We start from the raw sequence: 17681 nt of genomic DNA, 5'->3' as shown, positions 1-17681 counted from the left end.
TGTACTGACCCGCACGGAGACCGACGCGGTTCCGGACCCGGCCCGCGGGCCGGGTCCGGAACATCTCCACACGACCACCGCGAATGGCGAACGGTCCTCGGGGCACTCGTGCCTTCCGCGGCGCGTGGAGCGAAGACTTGGGACACGCTTTACGCGCGAGAGGCAACCATTGGCCATGCCGTCACAGTCTGAACAGTGAGTCGGCAGTCGGGCCCGTCGGGGCCGAAGAACGAGAGAGCGGGGCAGACCGTGGGGCGGCGCAAGGGCGGCATAGGTATCGCACTCGTCACGGGCGTACTGGTGATGGCGGCGAGTGCCTGCGGCGGGGGCGGCAGTGACAAGGCGAGCGGTGGCGACGACGCGAAGCCGTCGGCGAAGCCGACCGCGAGCGCCTCGCCCAAGCCGACGAAGCCCGCGGGTCCGCCGATGCTGCTGGACACGATCACTCCGCAGACGGGGACCACGGTCGGTGTCGCCATGCCGATTTCGGTGATCTTCACCGACCCGGTGGCGTCCAAGGCACGGGCCACGGTGGAGAAGCACATGACGGTCAGTGCCTCCCAGCCGGTGGCCGGCGCCTGGCACTGGTTCGGCGACAGGCGCGCCGACTGGCGGCCCAAGACCTACTGGCCCTCCGGTACGACGGTGAAGATCGACGCCGACATGAAGGGCGTCAGCAACGGCAACGGCCGCTACGGCGTGCACGGTTACACGCACACCTTCAAGATCGGCGACGACGTGCGCGCGGACGTCTCGGTGACCGCCCACACCATGAAGGTGACCAGGAACGGCCAGGCGGTACGCACCCTGTCGATCAACGCGGGCAGCCCCCAGTACCCGACGTGGAACGGCACGATGGCCGTCATCGACAAGCAGGAGAAGGTCCACATGACCTCCTGCAGCGTCGGCATCAGCTGCGACAAGGGCAGCCCCAACTTCTACGACCTGACGCTGCCCTGGGACGTGCACCTGACCCAGTCCGGCACGTACGTGCACTACTCGACCGGCGACCCGAACCCGGGCAGCGGCAGTGCCCGCGGCTCGCACGGCTGCGTCCACCTGTCCATGTCCGACGCCAAGTGGTTCTACGGCCAGGTCAAGCAGGGCGACCCCGTCACCATCACCGGTTCGCCCCGGGCCAAGGCTCCCGCCGACAACGGCTACGCCGCCTTCAACCTGGGGTGGGACGAGTGGCTCGCGGGCAGCGCGTCGGGCGAGCAGACGACCGCGACTCTCTGACCCGGCGTCATCTCAAGAACGAAATCAGGCCCGTTCTGAACTGACGGTTCACCAAAAGACGGTGTTCCGTTCACCACGGGCCTACAAGTTCATGACATGACCTCAAGACCTCGCCTGCGCAGGCGTACCCGGATCGGCATAGCGATCGTCGTCACCGCCGCCGTGGCGGGCACCGGCACCGTGGTGGCCCAGGCCCACGGCTGGCTGTCCGCCCCGACGCACGACTTCGACGCGGCCGCCGACTCCTTCTCCGGCCACGACAAGGTGACCGGCAACGTCCTGCGCAACGACAACGGCGCGACCGCCGTCGTGCGGCACACCGATCCGTCCCACGGCACGGCGACGGTCAACGCGGACGGCACGTTCACGTACACCCCGAGCTCCGGCTTCAAGGGCACGGACACCTTCACGTACACGGCGACCGACGCCGTGGAGCTGTTCAGGGACACCCAGCCGAACGGCGACCCGCTGCCCTCGCTCGCGACGGTGGCCGGACCGGGCGGCACCACCACCCGGATCTCCGGTGAGGGCTACGGGTCCTCGCTGGCCCCGGTGCCGGGCAGGCCGGACCGCTTCTACGGGCTCACCGACCGCGGCCCCAACGCCGACGCCCCGGACGGGAACAAGTCCGAGATGCTCACCGACTTCACCCCGCAGATCGGCGAGTTCAAGCTCCGCAAGGGCAGGGCCGAACTGGTCAAGAGGATCACCCTCAAGGGCCCGAAGAGCCTGGGCGCCGTGCCGTACAGCGGCCGCCCGCCGCACGACACCGCCGAGGTGATCGACGACGTCGACGCGACCAACGCGGCCGGCGGCACCCCCGTGCCCGTGACCCGGGACCCCTACGGCTACGACTCCGAGGGCCTGGTCGCGCTCCCCGACGGCACCTTCTGGGTCTCGGACGAATACGGCCCGTACCTCACGCACTTCGACGCCAAGGGCTACGAGCTGGGCCGGCTCACCCCGTACAAGGACAGCGCCGACAACCAGTACCACAAGATCCTCGGGTACCTGCCGGCCGAGCTGGCCGACCGCCTGAAGAACAAGGGCATGGAGGGCCTGACGGTCACGCCCGACGGCTCGACCCTGGTGGGCGTCATGCAGGCCGCGCTGCAGCAGCCGGATCTCGGCGGCACCAAGGCGTCCAACCTCGTGCCGACCCGTATCGTCACCGTCGACCTGCGCACGCTGAAGACCAAGCAGTACCTGTACCTGCTGGACGACCCGGCCACCACGGGCGACGCCGGCAGCGAGATCACGGCGCTGTCCGACACGAAGTTCGTCATCGACGAACGGGACGGCAACTTCGAGCCGTTCGCCAGGAAGACCCTGTACGAGGTCGACGTCAACGGCGCGACCGACGTCAGCGGGCTGACCATCGGCGGCAAGTCGCCCGAGGCGTTCGTCGGCAAGGTCGGCACCAACGCCGCGCTCACGGCGCTCACCGGTGCAGGCGTCCAGGTCGCGCAGAAGCAGCCGTACCTCGACCTCGGCACGCTGGTCAGCCAGCTCGACCCGAGCGGGAAGTTCTTCGCCCACGACAAGGTCGAGGGCGTCGCCACCACGGACGCGGGCAAGACGCTGTACCTGTCCAACGACGACGACTTCGGCATCGACACCATCGCGGTTGACCCCGACGGGAAGTGGACCGTCCACCAGAAGGTGCTGCCCTCCACGGGCGGCACCGACAGCGGTGAGATCCTGAAGGTCGACACCACCAAGCTGCCGGCCGTGCTCAAGACCGTCACGGTGACGGTCCGCGTGAACTGACGTCCGCGGCGCCCGGCGCCGGGCCCGTCCGAGGCAGTGGACGGGCCCGGCGCCGGACCGTGTCAGTCCGCGCGGGGAGCGGATCCGTGGAGCGCGGCCTCGGTGCCGCGGTCGCGCAGGACGGTCCTGGGGGTCCGGTCGATCTGCAGGCTGAGGATCTCGGGCCGGCTGTAGTGCCCGATCGTGTCGGCCATGCGCTTGCGCCGGTCGATCATCGTGAGGTCCAGGTCCGCGATCACCTCGCCTTCGCCCGAGGTGAGCGGCTCACCGGCCAGTTGGCCCTCGGGATCGACGATGGCGGTGAAGAAGCCTCCGGAGAAGGCCGCGACGGGGCCGCCGGTGTCCTCGGCGAGCTTGGCCCGCTGGCCTTCGTCGAGCCACGCGGTGGCGTTGACCACGAAGGAGGCCGCCTCCAGGGCGTGCTGGCGGATGGCGGTCTGCATCTGGTCGGCGAACTTCTGGGCGCCGAGGCCGCCGGGGAACATCGCGGCGTGGATCTGCTCGCCGTCGGCGATCAGCGCGTAGCGGGCGAGCGGCTGGTAGTGCTCCCAGCAGGCGAGCTGGCCGACGCGGCCGACGGCACTGTCCACGGCACGCAGGCCGGAGCCGTCGCCCTGGCCCCACACCATCTTCTCGTGGTAGGTCGGGGTGATCTTGCGGCGGCGCTGGATCAGGGCGCCGTCGGCGTCGAACAGCAGCTGCGTGTTGTAGATCGTGCCGCCGTCACGTTCGTTGACGCCGATCGACACCACCATGTTGTTCTGGCGTGCCGCCTCGCCTATCGCGTCGGTCTCGGCGGACGGCACGGTCACCGCCTCCGCCAGCAGGAGCAGCTGGTCGGCATCCATCGAGTAGGGCGGCTTCACCCAGGAGAAGTAGGGGTAGTAGGGCACGAGCGTCTCGGGGAAGACCGCGAACTGGACCTGCCGCGTTCCCAGTTCGTGGATCTTGGCGACGACGCGCTCGACGGTTCCGGCCCGGCTGTAGAGCACGGGACTGATCTGGACGGCTGCGGCTCGGACGATGGTCATGGTGTGGCTTCCTGTTGTGTTCGGGCAGTGGCGACGCGCATCCGCGTCGATTACGAGCATATGCTCTTATTTGGTGGAAGGGGGGCCGGGGAGTCGCAGGTCACTGACCGGTCCGCGGGCTCCCGGCGGCGTGCGGTGCTCAGGACGTGCGGATGCCCCGGCAGCCGGCGGTTCGTCGTGGGCGGCTCAGTGCGTGTGGTCCTCGTGGCCGCGGTGGTCGTGGCCCGCGGGGCGAAGTGCCAGGGCGCGGGCGCGGGCCGAGACCTCGTCGGCGGACACGGCGCGCAGGCCGCCGAGTACGTCCTCCAGGGCGGCCAGCCACAGGCGGTAGTAGTGGTACTCCTCGTCCGGTGCCGCGGTGGCCTCCCAGGACGCGATGCGGGCGACCAGCGCGGACCGGAAGTCCGGCCACGTCAAGGCGCCCGCCTCGCACAGGCTCACGGCCATGCCGAAGGCGCGGCTCTCCCAGGGCTCGGTGAAGACCAGTTCGCCGTTGGCGCGGGGCGGCGCCGCCGGCCCCTCGATGTCGAGCGGGGCGCTCACGGGGCCGCCACCCTGGCCACGCCGACCATCGCGTCCCTGGTGACGAGCGGCACCAGTTCCGCCTCGGTGAGGTGCTCGGTGCCCGCCGGCCGCTCGGGCAGGACCAGCCAGCGCACCTCGCTCGTCGAGTCGCGGACGGTGATCTCCACGTCGTCGTCGAGATCCAGCCCCATCTCCGACAGGACGGCACGCGGCTCCCGTACCACCCGGGCTCGGTAGGCCGGGTCCTTGTACCAGCTCGGCGGCAGCCCCAGGACCGGCCAGGGATAGCACGAACACAGCGTGCAGACCACGACGTTGTGGGTGCTCGGAGTGTTCTCCACGACGACGATGTGCTCGCCCTGGGGCCCGGAGAAGCCCAGTTCCGCGATGGCGGCGGTGCCGTCCGCGAGCAGGCGTCGCCGGTAGCCGGGATCGCTCCACGCCCTGGCGACGACCCTGGCGCCGTTCAGGGGGCCCACGTTGGTCTCGTAGGTGGTGATGATCGCGTTCATCGCCTCGGGGTCGATCAGGCCGCGCTCGGTGAGGAGTTGCTCCAGGGCCTCCGTGCGCAGCGCCACGGGAACGGTCTCGTCAGGGCCGCCGGGGGTGGTCATGAGACGGTCTCCAGGTAGCTCTCGTACATCTCGACGACGAGGGTGAAGGACTCGGCCCCGGTGCCCCAGAGTTCGTGCGAGTCGAACCGCACCGAGTAGACGTACTGCGGGTTCTCGCCCTTGAAGTGCGCGTTGGTGTCGGGCAGCACGTGCGCGGGCTGGACGATGTCCACGACTCCCGCGTGGCCGCGTACGTAGCCGGGCAGCCGGGTGTGTCCGGGCACGCTGACGTTCCTGGCGCGCACGTGGTCGCGGCGGCCGGGACGAGGGAACGGAGGATGGTCCTGCGCATGGGTGTCGCTCCTGACTGGTGTGTCGGCCGGGTCCTGTCGCCGGCCGTTCGGGTGTGGGTGCGGGGACTACTTCAGGATGCCGAGCTTCGTGCCCCAGAGCTGGCCGTCGGGTACGTGGCCCGGATCGCCCGCCAGCCTGCGCACCTGGATCTGCGCGCGCGGGTGGTGGTGGGCACGCGTGTGGTGGCGGGCGTGGGTGCCGTCGAGGCGGCCGTGCTCCGGCACGGTCATCGCGAACGGGTGGACGAAGTCCCTGGTGGATCCGTTGACCAGCGGGAAGAGGCCCTGGGCCGCGGTGGAGGGCGAGTCCGTGGTGTCGACGATCCACACGGTCCTGCCGGGCAGGTCGCACGGCTGAAGGGTGAGCCCCTCGCCCTCGTACGCGGTCGTGGCCAGGGCGGCGCACAGTCCGCTGGGCCTGCCGGAGGGCGCGTACTGGATCTGGGCCGCGTGCAGGTTCCCGTAGTGCCGGTTCACCGCGGCCGAGACCAGGCCGGCCCGGTGGAAGTCGGACACCTTGGCGAGGTGCGGCAGGAAGTCCTCCGCCGGGTCGGTGCCGCCGGCGCGGTGCAGGACGGTCGGCTGACCGGCCCGTGCCACCCCGTGAAGAACGGTCTCCACGAACCGCGGGTCGTCCGCGGTACCGAGCTTCTTGCTGTAGATGTCGATGCAGTGCCCGCCGCACCGAGGCGTCGCCGCGCTCGCGGAGAGGGTGCTCACACCGGTGACACCACCGGCCAGAGCCACGGTCAACGCGGCGGCGAGCGCCGATTTCCTGAAGATCATGTGAAGCCGTTCACTTTCCCGATGCCGATGCCGATGCCGATGCCGATGCCGATGCCGATGCCGAGGCCGAGGCCGCGCGCGACCGCGGGTGTGTTGCCGGACGGGCTGTGGGGGGTCCGGGAGGACGCGTCCCCGGTTCGCCGAGAGGCGGCGAAACCAAAAGGAGCATATGCGCGTTTTTTGCGGACGGTCAAGGGGTGCCCGAGTGGTGTGCGGCCCCCGGGTTCCCCCGGGCCGTCGGTTCGCGGACGGCGGCGGGCCGCGCGCGGAGCGCACCGGCCCCCGCCGCGCGGCCGTGCCGAAGGCCGTTCAGGCGGTGAGGCGGACCGACAGGTCCCAGAGCCTGCGCGCGCTGTCGGGGTCGACGGCGTGGGCGGCGACACCGCGCCGTACGCCGGGGGTGTGCGGCCCCGCCTCCCGGCAGTCCTCGAAGTACCGGCCGGTGACTCCTTCGACCAGGGGTGACGCGGCCAGCAGGGTGGAGGTCGCCGCGCCCTGGGCGATGTTCTTCTCGGAGACGCCCGATGCGCCCGACGGGTCGAAGGACGCGGGCGGTGCGTCCATGTGACGGCCGAGGCCGGTCTCCCAGATGCGTCCCGGGTTGAGTGCGTTGACGGCGATGCCGTCGGCCGCCCAGCGCTTCGCGGCCTCCACCGCGAAGAGAACGTTCGCCGTCTTGGACTGGGCGTACGCCAGCCACGGATCGTAGGGCTCCGCGGTGAAGTCGGGGTCGTGGAAGCGGACCGGGCCGTTGACGTGCCCGACCGAGCTGACGACGACCACGCGGGCGCCGCCCGCCGCCGCGAGGGCGTCGTGGAGACCGACGGTGAGGGCGAAATGGCCGAGGTGGTTGGTGGCGAACTGCAGTTCCCGGCCCGCGGGGGTGCGCAGTTCGGGCGTGGCCATGATGCCGGCGTTGTTCACCAGGATGTGGAGCGGGCCGTGCCGGCCGGCGACGAAGGCGGCGACCGAGGCGGGGTCCGCGAGGTCCAGCCGCGCGGCCCGGACGCGGTCGTTGCCGGTCTCGGCGGCGATCTCCGCTGCCACGGCGGTGGCGGTGCGCAGGGTGCGGCCCGCGACGGTCACCTCGGCACCTGCGGAGGCCAGGGCTCGGGCGGTCTCCCGGCCGAGGCCTCCGGTGGCGCCGGTGACGACGGCCCGGCGGCCGCTGAGATCGATGCCGGCGACGACCTCGGAGGCGGTCGACAGCGCGCCGAAGGCGGGGGTGGGGATCTGAGTCATCTTCGTTCCTGTGGTGGGTGCGGGCGCGTGGCCGGGTGGATGCCGGGCGCCCGTTCTGTGGTGGGTGCCGGGCGCGGCGCGCCTGAGGGAGTGGGCGGATGCGGAACGACCGCCTACGATGAAGGGGTAAGCGGAGCCGAGTCCGCTTACCTGAGGACTATAAGCGGAGCCGACTCCGCTTGCAAGGAGGGGTGATGCGGCGTTCGCTGCGGGCCGATGCCCAGGCCAACCACGACCGGCTGCTGGAGGCCGCCGCCCGCGCCTTCGCCCAGCAGGGCGCCGACGCCTCGCTGAAGGCGATCGCCGCCGAGGCGGGCGTCGGGATCGGAACGCTCTACCGCCGCTTCCCCGCCCGGGAGGACCTCATCGAGGCCACCTACCGCAACGAGACCGACCGGCTGTGCGCCTCGGCGCGGGACCTGATCGCCGAGCGTCCGCCCCTGGCCGCGCTGAGCGCGTGGGCCGAGGCGTTCGTCGACTACATGCTCACCAAGCGCGGCATGGCCGACGCCCTGCCCGCGATCCTCGCCGCGCGGGAGGGCCTGCGCCGGCACAGCCGCGACGCGCTGGGCGAGGCGGTGTCGGCGCTGCTGGGGGCCGGTATCGCGGCCGGGCGGGTGCGCGGGGACGCGGACCCGAACGACGTCCTCATGGCACTCGGCGGCATCACGCTCATCAGCGGGCACGAAGGGCAGCGCGACCTGGCGTCCCGGCTGATCGTCCTGCTCCTGGACGGCCTCGCCACCGGTCACGCGACCCCGGCGGACGGGACCGGGACCTGAGGCGAACGGGACTTGAGGCGGACGGGAACTGACGCGAACGCCCGCGGGCCCCTCAGTCGATCCCCGACCGCTCCACGCCTGCCACGATCCACCGCTGGAAGCACAGGAACACCAGCAGCAGCGGCAGGATCGACACCGCCGCCGCGACGAACAGTTCGTGGACCCTGACCACCTGCGACGTGATGAAGGACGACAGGACCACCTGCACCGTCCAGGCGTCGCGGTCCTGCCCGATCACCAGCGGCCACAGGAAGGAGTTCCACGCGCCGACGAACACGATCGTCCCGACGGCGGCGAAGACGGGCCGCGCGTTCGGTACGACGATCAGCCAGTACGTCCGCCAGTACCCCAGCCCGTCGACCTGCGCGGCGTCCTCCAGCTCCGCGGGGAAGCCCAGGAAGTACTGTCGGAAGACGAAACAGGCGAAGGCCGGGAACAGCGTCGGGACGATCAGCCCCCGGTAGGTGGAGACCCAGCCCAGCGACGACACGAGCACGAAGGCCGGGACGAAGGCGACGGCCGCGGGGACCATCAGGGTGCCGAGGACGGCGTAGAAGACCCCGTTCGCGTAGCGGCAGGGGATGCGGGCCAGACCGTATCCGGCGAGTGACGCGAGCAGCAGCGTGCCGAGCGTCGTCGCGACCGCGATCACCGCGGAGTTGAGCAGGGAACGGGCGAAGGGGACGGAGCTGTCGGCGAACAGTTCGGCCACGTTTCCCCACCTCGACTCCGCCGGGAAGAAGGTCCATCCGGGCGCCGTGATGTCCTGCTCGCTCGACAGCCCGTTGCGTACCAGCAGATAGAACGGGATGAGGAAGAGCAGAGCCAGCGCGCTCAGCGCCACCAGCCGCAGGGCGCGTCCGGCCCGGACCCGCGTGTCCCGCACGGTCACACCTCCCTCCTGCCCAGCCCGAACCAGCGCGCCTGCCCCACCGTCGCCACCACGACGATCAGCGAGAGGATCACCGCGCCCGCGCTGCCGAGCCCGAGGTTCTGCCCCTGCCCGAGGGCGACGTAGTAGAGGTAGACGAGCGGCGGACGGGCGTACGGCGGGTAACCGCGGGCGTCCGAGAGGAGGTTGTAGAACTCGTCGAAGGCCTGGAAGGCGTTGACGACGAGGAGCAGGACGACCGCCACCGACGTGGCCCGCAGCTGGGGCAGCGTGATGTGCCGCAGCACCTGCACACCCGGCCGCGCGCCGTCGACGGCGGCGGCCTCGTACAGCGCGGGGTCGATCCGCTGCAGACCGGCCAGGAAGAGGATCATGTAGAAGCCGGCCTGCAGCCACAGCCGCACGGTCACGACCACCAGCCAGTACCAGGGCGGATCGGCGGCCGACAGCCAGGCGACGGAGTCGCCGCCGAACCAGCCGAGCACGGTGTTGGCGAGCCCGAACCGCACCCCGTTGAAGAGGGAGGTCTTCCAGACGAGGGCGGCGACGACGTAACTGCACGCGGCCGGCAGGAAGAACACCGAACGGAAGAACGCCCGGGCCCGCCGCACCCGGTTGACCATCAGGGCGAGAGCGAGCGAGAAGGCGTACGTCGTGGGCACGATGAACGCGGTGAAGACCACGAAGGTGCGCAGGCTGTCGACGAAGGCGCCGTCCGACAGCATGGCCGTGTAGTTGTCCAGGCCGACGAAGCGGGTGGGGGTGACCGTGTTGTGGGCGTCGAAGAAGCTGAGGGCGATGCTCCACAGGAGCGGGACGTACGTGAACACGACCAGCCCGGCGACGAACGGGCCCACGAAGAGCCAGAACCAGAGAGTGCGGTTGCGCCCGCGGTGCCGGGCTGCCGCGGCCGCGGCCGTCACGGATTCCTCCGCACACGGTCGAGTTCGGCCGACACCGTGCGGATCACCGTCCGCAGTTCGCTCTCCGGGTCGGCCCCACCCCTGATGATCCGGCTCAGCGCGTCCTGGTAGGCGGTCTGGCTCGCCGGAGTCCACAACAGCGGCTGCGCGTAGCCGTGTTCGGTGGTGAGACGGACCGCCTCGGCGGCCGCGCCGGTCCTCAGCCGGGCGGCCTTCCTGGCGAGAGAGACACGGGCCGGGAGGTGGAAGCCGTAGGTCAGCGCGAAGTCCTGCTGGTAGTCGGTGCGTTCGACCCACAGCCACCTCACGAAGTCCTTCGCCGCGGCCTGGTGTCGGCTGCGGGCGCTGACCACCGCCCCGTACGCGCCGACCGGGACCGAGGGAGCGCCCGATCCGTCCTCGGGGAACGGCAGCACTCCGAAGTCGTCGCCGAGCTCCCTCTGCACCTGCGGCAACGCCCACAGGCCCGACCACTGCATGGCGGTCAGGCCCTGGATCAGGGCGGACGGGTCCGACCAGTCGGCGGGCGCGCCGAGCAGCAGGGTCCTGTCGGCGTACAACCGGTGGAGTGCGGCGAGGGCCCGGGCGGCCGCCGGGTCGTCGAAGCCGACCTTGCCGTCCGCGGTGACGAGCTGAAGGCCCGCCGCGTACAGCGGGGTTCCGCCGAGGACGCCGGCACCGCCGTCGTTGCCCAGGAAGAGTCCCTTGACCTTCTTCGTGGTCAGCTTCCCGGCGGCGTCGACCAGGGCGTCGAGGGTGGCCGGGGGCTGCACCCCGGCGGCGGCGAGCAGGCTCTTGCGGTAGTAGAGCAGTTGCGTGTCGATGACCTGCGGCACGCCCCAGATCCTTCCGCCGTACGTCTTCGGGGCGAGGACGGCGGGGTTGAAGTCGTCCTCGACTCCCTGGAGCAGGTCGCTGAGGTCGACGACCTGGCCGCCCCGGATCTGGTCGAGGGTCGGACTGCCCTCGAAGACGTCGGGACCGGAGTCGGTGAGCAGCGCGGCGGCGGTCTGCTGGTCGTAGTTGCCGGGCCGCCACTCGACCGCGACCCTGGCCTTCCGGTACGCGTCCGCGTACCGTTCCACCGCCTGCTCGGTGCCCGCCTCGCCGTACTGGTGGTACCACTGCGAGAGCTCCGGGCCGGCGCCGGAGCCGCGTCCGGTGTCGGACCCGCAGGCGGTGAGCAGTGCGGCCCCCGCTCCCGCGGCGAGCAGGGCCCTGCGGCTGATGGTCATGGTGCGCGCTCCCTGACGATCGTCGTTGCAGGGCCCAACGATCAACCGGGCCGCGGGATTACGACGGGAGTGTCACGGCTTCTGTCCGAATCCGGCCGACGGCCCCCGGCCACCGCCGTGGGCGACCGTCACCGGGGCCGGACCACCCGATCCGGGACATCCCGCGGGCCGCGGGGGTGGCGAACCCGCCGTGGTGGCCGTGCCGGTCGACAATGCCCCCATGTACGCGGACCTGCTGCCGGAATCAACGCTGCGCGATCTCGTCGACCTGGGCGTGCGGCTGGTCGAGTTCGTCGGAGCCCTGATCATCTTCGCGGGGACCGTATGGGCGTTCGTCCAGTTCGTGGGGTACGGCACGGGCCGGGTGCGCAACTGGCGGGGCCCGGCGGGCGCGGCCTTCGGCTTCAACCGGATCCGGCTGGACCTCGGCCGATTCCTGGCCCTGGGCCTGGAGTTCCAGCTCGCCGGAGACATCCTGCGCACGGCCATCGCGCCCTCCTTCACGGAGATCGGGCAGCTGGCCGCTATCGCCGCGATCCGGACCGCCCTGAACTACATCCTGGGCCGGGAGATCGAGCAGGAGCGCCGTGAGATCGAGGGGAGCACCCCCGCGGCGGGTGCCGGCTCGCCGGGAGCGGCCCGATGACCTGGCTGATGACCCAGGCCGCCGTGCTGGTCACGGCGTTCGGACTGGTCGGCGCCGGGTGTGTCGGCCTCCGGCTGCGCCGGGTGCGGGTGAGCGTCGCGGTACTCACGGACTTCCTGGTGGCGGCGGGCCTCGTCCGGCTCGCCGGACACCCGTCCTGGACCTCGCTCGCCACCGCCACCGCCGTCCTCGTGGTGCGGCTGAGGGTCGGCTCGGGCCTGCGGGCGGGCCCGGAGCGGCGAGGCCCGTCGTGAGGGACCCCGGGTCCCGCCGACGGCGGCGCGGAACGGCCCGGCCGGTGTCACCGTGAGGGGGCGGAACCCGTCCGACCGCACCATGACGACCGGCGGTTCGGTCCCGTCACGCCTGGAACTCGGTGAGATCGATGGCATGTACTCGCAGCGGGTGGCCGTACACCGGATGCACCGTCTCCCGCTCGGGCACCATGCCGAGCTTGCGGATCACGTTCTCGGACGCGGTGTCCCCCGCGCGGCTGATGCTGACGACACGGTCCAGACCGCGGTCCTGGAGCGCGAACTCCAGCGTGGCGTGCGCCGCTTCGGACGCGTAGCCCTGCCCCCAGAACTGTGCGCCGAGCCGCCAGCTGATCGCCACGGCGGGCATCACCTCCGGCAGGAACGCGGGTACGGACAGCCCCGTGCAGCCGATCAGCTCACCCGACCCGAGCAGTTCGACGGCGAAGAGGCCGAAGCCCTCCTCGTCCCACTCCTCCTGCCACCCCTCGATGGCTTCGGCCGTCTGTTCCAGGTCGCGCACCGCGCCGTCGTCGACCCAGCGCATGACGCGCGGGTCGGAGTCGATGTCCGCCATGGGCGCGAGGTCGTCGTCGTGCCAGTCGCGGAGGAGGAGACGGGGTGTGCGGATCTCGGTCATGCGCCCATCCTGCCGAAGACACCTGCCTCACCGGTAATCCTGGGCGCCCGCGGGCGGGCCGTCCCCGTGCGTGTCGCGGCGGCGGCCGCGGGGGAGCGCTCGTATCGGGGCCGGGGTCCGGCTTCGCGCTCCCGGCCGGGTATCGGTCTTACCGGCCGGGTCTTCACCGATCGACGGCGGTCGGACGTGATACGCCTGCCGTACCGGGCCCCCGCCGTTCCCCCGGCATGACCGGGGAGCCCGGGGCAGACGTCCTGTCGTACGGGAGGTACACGTGAACGTTCTCACCGCCCCGTTGTGGGACGTGAACAACGGACAGGGGCTGCGGCAACTGTCCGAACTGGGACTGGCGTTGCTGTTGTCGAGCCTCATCGGATGGGAGCGGGCCAGACAGCAGAAGAGCGCGGGCCTGCGCACCCACACGCTGGTGGGCATCGCCAGCGCGCTGATGATGGAGGTCTCCCAGCACGGCTTCACCAACGTGCTCGGTCTGGAGAACGTCTCCTTCGACCCGTCCCGGGTCGCCGCGCAGATCGTCTCCGGCATCGGGTTCATCGGCGGGGGGCTCATCTTCGTACGACGTGACGCGGTGCGCGGTCTCACCACCGCCGCGACCATCTGGCTGACGTGTGCGGTCGGCATGGCCTGCGGCGGCGGGCTGCCCGTGCTGGCCATCGCCGTCACCGCGCTGCACTTCCTCGTCGTACGCGGATACCCGCTGCTCGCCGACCGTCTCGTACCCGGCGCGGCGGCCACCGCGTTCGAGCTGCGGATGACGTACCGGACCGGCTCGGCGCTGTTGCCACAGCTCATGGAGACGTGTACGCGACGCGGCTTTCGCATCCTCCAGGTCAGGGTCGACCGGCTGCCGGGACGTACGGACCCGGCGGCTCAGGTCCTCCTCGAACTGGAAGGCGAGTCCGATCCGGCGCCGCTGACCGCCGACCTGTTCCAGAGCGACGGCGTGATCGACATCGAACTGACCGCCGCCACGGACGAATGACACGCGTGGGGCGTCGGCCGGACCGCCCTGAGCGCGCACCCCGTCAGGTCGCCCGGTCGCGGTGCCCGGACGCGGCAGGCCACGCGCCCCGTTCGGAGAGGTGGAGTACGAGGCCCGCGATGTTCCAGGCGTCGTCCTCCCCCCGGTGGTGACGGCCTTCGAGCGGCCGGCCCGCGATCTCCAGGGCCTGCGCCATGCCGGGGCGCTTGCGCAGGCCGTACGCCTCGGTGAAGACCGCCTTGGCATTGGTGTGGTGACGGCCGAAGGGGTAGGGCGTCCCGGTGGCCAGACACTGCCGGGTGAACTGGCTGCGGTCGTAGTCGCCCCAGCTCACCCATGGCCGGGCGCCCGCGTGGTGACCGGCCGAGAGCAGCCGGCACGCCTCGGCGAAGCCGACTCCCTGACCGACCTCGTGCGCGGTGAGGCCGGTCAACTCCGTGCAGAACGCGCTGACCGTGGACCGGGCCGGCCGCACCAGGACGCGGTGCCGGGAGACGCGCCGGCCGGCCTGCAGGTCGATGACGGTCAGTCCGATCTCGATGATCTCGCTGACCTCGCCCGGTGGCGGGGAACCGGTCCAACAGGTCGCTTCGACGTCCACGACGTTGACGAGTCCGTCGCCCCATGTTCCTTCCATGGCGGCGAGCCTAGACAGGCACCGCTTGCCGCGCCACGCGATACCGGGACCGGGAAGGACAGCCGGCCGCCCTGGCCACGGGCGGCCGGCTCCGCGTCCGACTCACTCCGCGGTGGCGAGGGCGGCCAGCTCGCGGTTGACGGCAGCCTCGTGTTCCTCGGCGTCCTCGCGTGCCTTCCTCGGGCTCCAGCGTCCCGCCATCACGAAGACGAAGGGCAGGAAGAGGACCTGTCCGCCGACGCAGATCCACCACCAGGTCCGCCACTCGCCGGGCCCGTCCTTCGAGGCCTTCTGGACCTTGGCGCCGTACTCGTTCAGCACCGTCAGCTGTGGGGCCGCCTTCTGCACGACGGCGAGGTTCTCCGCGCCGACCTCCCTGGCGGCGCGGGCGCCCAGCTCGGGCGGCACGGTGGCCGGGGTGTACTTGTTCAGCTCGGCGAAGATCTCCGGGTGCGCGTCGACGATGGCCAGCGCGGGCGCCGCCTGCGCCGAGGCCGCCTTGACCTCCGCGCCGTGCTCCACGAGCGGGGTCACGGAGGTGACCAGTACCGGGATGAAGGCGGCGGAGACCGCGACCACGATGCGCACCGTCCAGCCCCACACCGCCAGGCCCGCCGCGGTCGCGGCCGGGTTGTGCTTCTCCACGGTCTCGGTGAAGCTCGCCATCCAGGGTGCGTAGGCGATGCCGCTGAAGACGCCGATGCCGACGAACAGCCAGGCGAACGTGTAGTAGTCGGTCGTCAGGTGGGTGGCGCGGGTGGCGAAGACCGCGGTCATCACGATCGACCCGACCGCGCCGACGATCATGAAGGGTTTGCGCACCTTCAGCCGGTCCGAGAGCAGGCCGACCAGGACCAGGGCGATGGCGTTCGCCGCCCAGTACCAGTTGGCCAGCGCGTTGGTGCGCTGTTCGCTGTAGCCGAAGATGGTCGCGAAGTAGACGACGAAGTTGCCGACCGCCGCGTAGTACAGCAGCAGGAACACGGCGATGGCGAAGGCCGAGCCCAGTACGTCCAGGCGCATCATCTGCCGCCACTCGCCGCGCCGCAGGGCCTCGGTGTCCAGCCCCTTGGCGCGCGCCTCGATCAGCGCCCGGTCCCGCAGCGTCACCATGATCTGGTCGCGCAGCGCCGGGGACAGCTCGCGCAGCGCGATGATCGCGACGACGAGGACGACGAACCCGGCGATCGCCGAGTAGCGCAGCTCGTCCTGCCAGGTGGAGCCGTCGAGGGTGTTGCTGGTGACGGTGGTGACCACCAGGGAGCCGATGACCGGCCCCATCGTCCAGTACCCCATCGCGGTGGCCCGGCCCAGCTGCGGGGAGAAGTCCCTGATCAGCGCCGGGGTGGCGACCAGCACGATGCCTTCGATGAAGCTGACGAGCGCGAAGAGCACCAGATAGGTGGTCTTGTTCGCCGCGTTCGGCAGTCCGAAGAAGACCAGCAGCGCGGCGATCAGCAGTCCGTAGACCACCAGGTTCGCGCGGCCCCAGCGGTCCGCGAGGCCGGCCACGAGGGAGGCGAAGGCCCCGACCGCGTTGCCGATCACCGAGACCCAGATGAAGTAGCGGTACGTCATGCCGAAGTGCGTGATGATCGAGGTCGCGACCGCGTACTGGATGTACAGCATGTAGTACAGGACGACCGTGGTGACGACCACGATCGCGAGGTACCCCATACGGCGGCCGGTGGACGGGTAGTCCGCCAGTTCGCGGCGGTACAGCCAGGCCAGCGGGGTGCGGGCGTCGGCGGAAGGCACATCTGGCGCGGGTCTGTCGGCGTCGAACGGCGTCGTAGAGGCGGACATACGGCTCCTCCCGGGGATACCCGGAAGCCGGGAGCGTGCGTCGGTACGACGAAGGTGCGGGGCTGCCCGGCTCCGAGAGTGTGGCCAGAGGCTAGTACCGACTAGTCGGTACGCCTAGGGGGCTGCACGAGGTCGTTCACCGGGTCCGCCTTCCGGCCGTCGGCGGTACGGGTGCCGGGCAACCGGGCGCCGGAGCGCGGCCGTTGACCGGCGACGGCCCCGGCGCGGACGGCGGCTCCCGACCCGGAGACCCTCTTCCCCGACGTGGGCGAGGTGCGGCGGGGCGGTGGTGTCAGCCCCGCCAGATGAGGAATTCGTGGGCCATCGCGACCAGGGCGCGTGCCGCGGCGCCGGGCGTGCGCCCGGACGGGGCGGCCAGGGAGAACGGCCAGCCGAGGTCGGTGGCGGAGACGGTCAGCGTGGCGACGCCGTGCGCCTCGGCGAGTGCGGGCCGTGGCAGGAGGGCCACGCCCAGGCCGTTGCGGACGTAGGCCACGCCGGTGGGGAGATCGGTGATCTCCAGGGCTACCCGTCGGGTCACGGAGGCGGCGGCGAAAGCCTGGTCGGCGACGGTCCGGATGCCGTAACTCACGGGGAAGTCCACGAAGTCGAGGCCGGCCAGTTCGGTGATCGGCACGCTGCGGCGGTCCGCGAGCCGATGGCCGGCCGGCACGACGAGGTCGAGCACCGACGTGGCGAGGTCGGTCAGCGTGACGCCCGCCGGGGGCGGCCCGGGCAGGGAGACGAAGGCGAGGTCGAGCCGTCGTTCGAGGAGGGCCTCGACCAGGCCCTGGGAACCCGAGGCGGTGGCGCTGGTCTGCAGGAGCACGCCCGGATGGCGCCGGTGGAACTCGCCGAGCAGCGCGGGGAAGTCGATCAGCCCGACCGTGGTCATCGTGCCCAGTCGCAGGGTGCCGCGCAGCCCTCCGCGGACCTCGGCCACCGCGTCGACGGCTTCACGGGCGGCGTCGAGAGCGGCGAGGGCGCGCGGGAGGAGGGCGGCGCCGGCGTCGGTGAGCTGGACGCGCTTGGTGGTCCGCTCCAGCAGCGGCGTGCCCAGTTCCCGCTCGAGGTTCTTGATCGTGGCGGAGACCGCGGACTGGACCACGTGCAACCGTGCGGCGGCGCGGGTGAAGTTCGCTTCCTCGGCGACGGTGACGAAGTGTTCGAGTTGGCGCAGTTCCACCGTCCCAGTATCTCCCGGGCCCCGCGATCCATCTCCGGGGGAGATGGGTTCTCTCGCTGACTTTCGTTGGACAGCGGCGGCCGCGGTCAATGATCCTGTTTATCAGAGGAACCGCTCGAAGGGGGCCGGTGCAGGGATCGCACTTCCTCGCCCCTTTCCTTTCCGGCGGAATACTCG

At 71.2% G+C, this 17681-nt stretch carries 20 protein-coding genes; 6 read left to right on the top strand and 14 right to left on the bottom strand.

Features of this window, described 5'->3' with window-relative positions; all coding sequences use genetic code 11:
* Positions 1–249 precede the first annotated feature (249 nt).
* Positions 250–1239, top strand: coding sequence for an Ig-like domain-containing protein (locus ACFY3I_RS06870; RefSeq protein WP_390860098.1), 990 nt, complete (start codon positions 250–252; stop codon positions 1237–1239).
* Between the two features lie 96 nt (positions 1240–1335).
* On the top strand, positions 1336–3009 hold the full coding sequence (locus ACFY3I_RS06865) for an esterase-like activity of phytase family protein (RefSeq protein ID WP_390859691.1): 1674 nt from the start codon (positions 1336–1338) through the stop codon (positions 3007–3009).
* Positions 3010–3071: 62 nt separating this feature from the next.
* Here ACFY3I_RS06865 and ACFY3I_RS06860 read toward each other — a convergent pair whose 3' ends face one another.
* The 7 genes from ACFY3I_RS06860 to ACFY3I_RS06830 all read right to left on the bottom strand — a co-directional run bounded on the left by ACFY3I_RS06860 (position 3072) and on the right by ACFY3I_RS06830 (position 7500).
* Positions 3072–4040 carry a nitrilase-related carbon-nitrogen hydrolase gene (locus ACFY3I_RS06860; RefSeq protein WP_390859690.1) on the bottom strand — a complete coding sequence of 323 codons (969 nt, stop codon included), beginning with the start codon at positions 4038–4040 and terminating at the stop codon, positions 3072–3074.
* A gap of 186 nt (positions 4041–4226) precedes the next feature.
* Positions 4227–4583, bottom strand: coding sequence for a nitrile hydratase accessory protein (locus tag ACFY3I_RS06855; RefSeq protein WP_390859689.1), 357 nt, complete (start codon positions 4581–4583; stop codon positions 4227–4229).
* On the bottom strand, positions 4580–5179 hold the full coding sequence (gene nthA / locus ACFY3I_RS06850; protein WP_390859688.1) for a nitrile hydratase subunit alpha: 600 nt from the start codon (positions 5177–5179) through the stop codon (positions 4580–4582). Before nthA ends, ACFY3I_RS06855 begins: the two co-directional genes overlap by 4 nt.
* Positions 5176–5403 (bottom strand): SH3-like domain-containing protein, encoded by a 228-nt coding sequence (locus tag ACFY3I_RS06845; RefSeq protein ID WP_390859687.1) that lies wholly within the window; start codon positions 5401–5403, stop codon positions 5176–5178. The genes nthA and ACFY3I_RS06845 overlap by 4 nt, the downstream gene beginning before the upstream one ends.
* Before the next feature lie 135 nt (positions 5404–5538).
* Positions 5539–6258, bottom strand: a complete 720-nt coding sequence (locus ACFY3I_RS06840; RefSeq protein ID WP_390859686.1) for a hypothetical protein — start codon at positions 6256–6258, stop codon at positions 5539–5541.
* A complete protein-coding gene (locus tag ACFY3I_RS06835; protein WP_390859685.1) occupies positions 6255–6452 on the bottom strand; it encodes a hypothetical protein in 198 nt (65 codons plus the stop codon). Before ACFY3I_RS06835 ends, ACFY3I_RS06840 begins: the two co-directional genes overlap by 4 nt.
* Positions 6453–6567: 115 nt before the next feature.
* Positions 6568–7500, bottom strand: coding sequence for an SDR family NAD(P)-dependent oxidoreductase (locus tag ACFY3I_RS06830; protein ID WP_390859684.1), 933 nt, complete (start codon positions 7498–7500; stop codon positions 6568–6570).
* A gap of 194 nt (positions 7501–7694) precedes the next feature.
* Between ACFY3I_RS06830 and ACFY3I_RS06825 the strand changes: the two genes are divergently transcribed.
* A complete protein-coding gene (locus tag ACFY3I_RS06825; protein WP_390859683.1) occupies positions 7695–8282 on the top strand; it encodes a TetR/AcrR family transcriptional regulator in 588 nt (195 codons plus the stop codon).
* A 52-nt stretch (positions 8283–8334) separates the two neighbouring features.
* Here the strand turns inward: ACFY3I_RS06825 and ACFY3I_RS06820 are convergent, their stop codons facing one another.
* From ACFY3I_RS06820 to ACFY3I_RS06810, 3 genes are read right to left on the bottom strand one after another with little or no spacing between them, the layout of a single operon-like run.
* Positions 8335–9168, bottom strand: coding sequence for a carbohydrate ABC transporter permease (locus ACFY3I_RS06820; protein WP_390860097.1), 834 nt, complete (start codon positions 9166–9168; stop codon positions 8335–8337).
* A 2-nt stretch (positions 9169–9170) separates the two neighbouring features.
* Entirely contained in the window at positions 9171–10097 is a 927-nt protein-coding gene (locus ACFY3I_RS06815; protein WP_390859682.1) for a carbohydrate ABC transporter permease, read from the bottom strand.
* Positions 10094–11332 carry an ABC transporter substrate-binding protein gene (locus tag ACFY3I_RS06810; protein WP_390859681.1) on the bottom strand — a complete coding sequence of 413 codons (1239 nt, stop codon included), beginning with the start codon at positions 11330–11332 and terminating at the stop codon, positions 10094–10096. The genes ACFY3I_RS06815 and ACFY3I_RS06810 overlap by 4 nt, the downstream gene beginning before the upstream one ends.
* Positions 11333–11552: 220 nt before the next feature.
* Here ACFY3I_RS06810 and ACFY3I_RS06805 point away from each other — a divergent pair, with 220 nt between their 5' ends.
* Together ACFY3I_RS06805 and ACFY3I_RS06800 are read left to right on the top strand one after the other, a co-directional pair.
* Positions 11553–11978 carry a DUF1622 domain-containing protein gene (locus ACFY3I_RS06805; protein ID WP_390859680.1) on the top strand — a complete coding sequence of 142 codons (426 nt, stop codon included), beginning with the start codon at positions 11553–11555 and terminating at the stop codon, positions 11976–11978.
* Positions 11975–12232, top strand: a complete 258-nt coding sequence (locus ACFY3I_RS06800; RefSeq protein ID WP_390859679.1) for a hypothetical protein — start codon at positions 11975–11977, stop codon at positions 12230–12232. The genes ACFY3I_RS06805 and ACFY3I_RS06800 overlap by 4 nt, the downstream gene beginning before the upstream one ends.
* Positions 12233–12338: 106 nt before the next feature.
* On the opposite strand, the gene ACFY3I_RS06795 is transcribed toward ACFY3I_RS06800, so the two are convergent.
* Positions 12339–12872 (bottom strand): GNAT family N-acetyltransferase, encoded by a 534-nt coding sequence (locus tag ACFY3I_RS06795; RefSeq protein ID WP_365292475.1) that lies wholly within the window; start codon positions 12870–12872, stop codon positions 12339–12341.
* Between the two features lie 274 nt (positions 12873–13146).
* Here ACFY3I_RS06795 and ACFY3I_RS06790 point away from each other — a divergent pair, with 274 nt between their 5' ends.
* Positions 13147–13875, top strand: coding sequence for an MgtC/SapB family protein (locus ACFY3I_RS06790; RefSeq protein ID WP_390859678.1), 729 nt, complete (start codon positions 13147–13149; stop codon positions 13873–13875).
* Positions 13876–13918: 43 nt separating this feature from the next.
* Here the strand turns inward: ACFY3I_RS06790 and ACFY3I_RS06785 are convergent, their stop codons facing one another.
* The 3 genes from ACFY3I_RS06785 to ACFY3I_RS06775 form a co-directional block, all read right to left on the bottom strand.
* Complete coding sequence (locus ACFY3I_RS06785; RefSeq protein WP_390859677.1) at positions 13919–14512, bottom strand: exonuclease domain-containing protein; 594 nt, start codon at positions 14510–14512, stop codon at positions 13919–13921.
* A 102-nt stretch (positions 14513–14614) separates the two neighbouring features.
* On the bottom strand, positions 14615–16318 hold the full coding sequence (locus tag ACFY3I_RS06780) for an MFS transporter (protein ID WP_390859676.1): 1704 nt from the start codon (positions 16316–16318) through the stop codon (positions 14615–14617).
* A gap of 292 nt (positions 16319–16610) precedes the next feature.
* Positions 16611–17504 (bottom strand): LysR family transcriptional regulator, encoded by an 894-nt coding sequence (locus ACFY3I_RS06775; protein ID WP_390859675.1) that lies wholly within the window; start codon positions 17502–17504, stop codon positions 16611–16613.
* Positions 17505–17681: the final 177 nt, after the last annotated feature.

Source organism: Streptomyces sp. NPDC001068 (genome assembly GCF_042897315.1).
Lineage (GTDB): Bacteria > Actinomycetota > Actinomycetes > Streptomycetales > Streptomycetaceae > Streptomyces.
This window is presented reverse-complemented; position numbering and strand designations above follow the sequence as displayed.

Coding starts and splice junctions, on each gene's coding strand:
- ACFY3I_RS06780 (WP_390859676.1), bottom strand. CDS start 16,318: ATGTCCGCCTCTACGACGCCGTTCGACGCCGACAGACCCGCGCCAGAT.
- ACFY3I_RS06825 (WP_390859683.1), top strand. CDS start 7,695: ATGCGGCGTTCGCTGCGGGCCGATGCCCAGGCCAACCACGACCGGCTG.
- ACFY3I_RS06840 (WP_390859686.1), bottom strand. CDS start 6,258: ATGATCTTCAGGAAATCGGCGCTCGCCGCCGCGTTGACCGTGGCTCTG.
- ACFY3I_RS06800 (WP_390859679.1), top strand. CDS start 11,975: ATGACCTGGCTGATGACCCAGGCCGCCGTGCTGGTCACGGCGTTCGGA.
- ACFY3I_RS06830 (WP_390859684.1), bottom strand. CDS start 7,500: ATGACTCAGATCCCCACCCCCGCCTTCGGCGCGCTGTCGACCGCCTCC.
- ACFY3I_RS06865 (WP_390859691.1), top strand. CDS start 1,336: ATGACCTCAAGACCTCGCCTGCGCAGGCGTACCCGGATCGGCATAGCG.
- ACFY3I_RS06795 (WP_365292475.1), bottom strand. CDS start 12,872: ATGACCGAGATCCGCACACCCCGTCTCCTCCTCCGCGACTGGCACGAC.
- nthA (WP_390859688.1), bottom strand. CDS start 5,179: ATGACCACCCCCGGCGGCCCTGACGAGACCGTTCCCGTGGCGCTGCGC.
- ACFY3I_RS06860 (WP_390859690.1), bottom strand. CDS start 4,040: ATGACCATCGTCCGAGCCGCAGCCGTCCAGATCAGTCCCGTGCTCTAC.
- ACFY3I_RS06810 (WP_390859681.1), bottom strand. CDS start 11,332: ATGACCATCAGCCGCAGGGCCCTGCTCGCCGCGGGAGCGGGGGCCGCA.
- ACFY3I_RS06785 (WP_390859677.1), bottom strand. CDS start 14,512: ATGGAAGGAACATGGGGCGACGGACTCGTCAACGTCGTGGACGTCGAA.
- ACFY3I_RS06805 (WP_390859680.1), top strand. CDS start 11,553: ATGTACGCGGACCTGCTGCCGGAATCAACGCTGCGCGATCTCGTCGAC.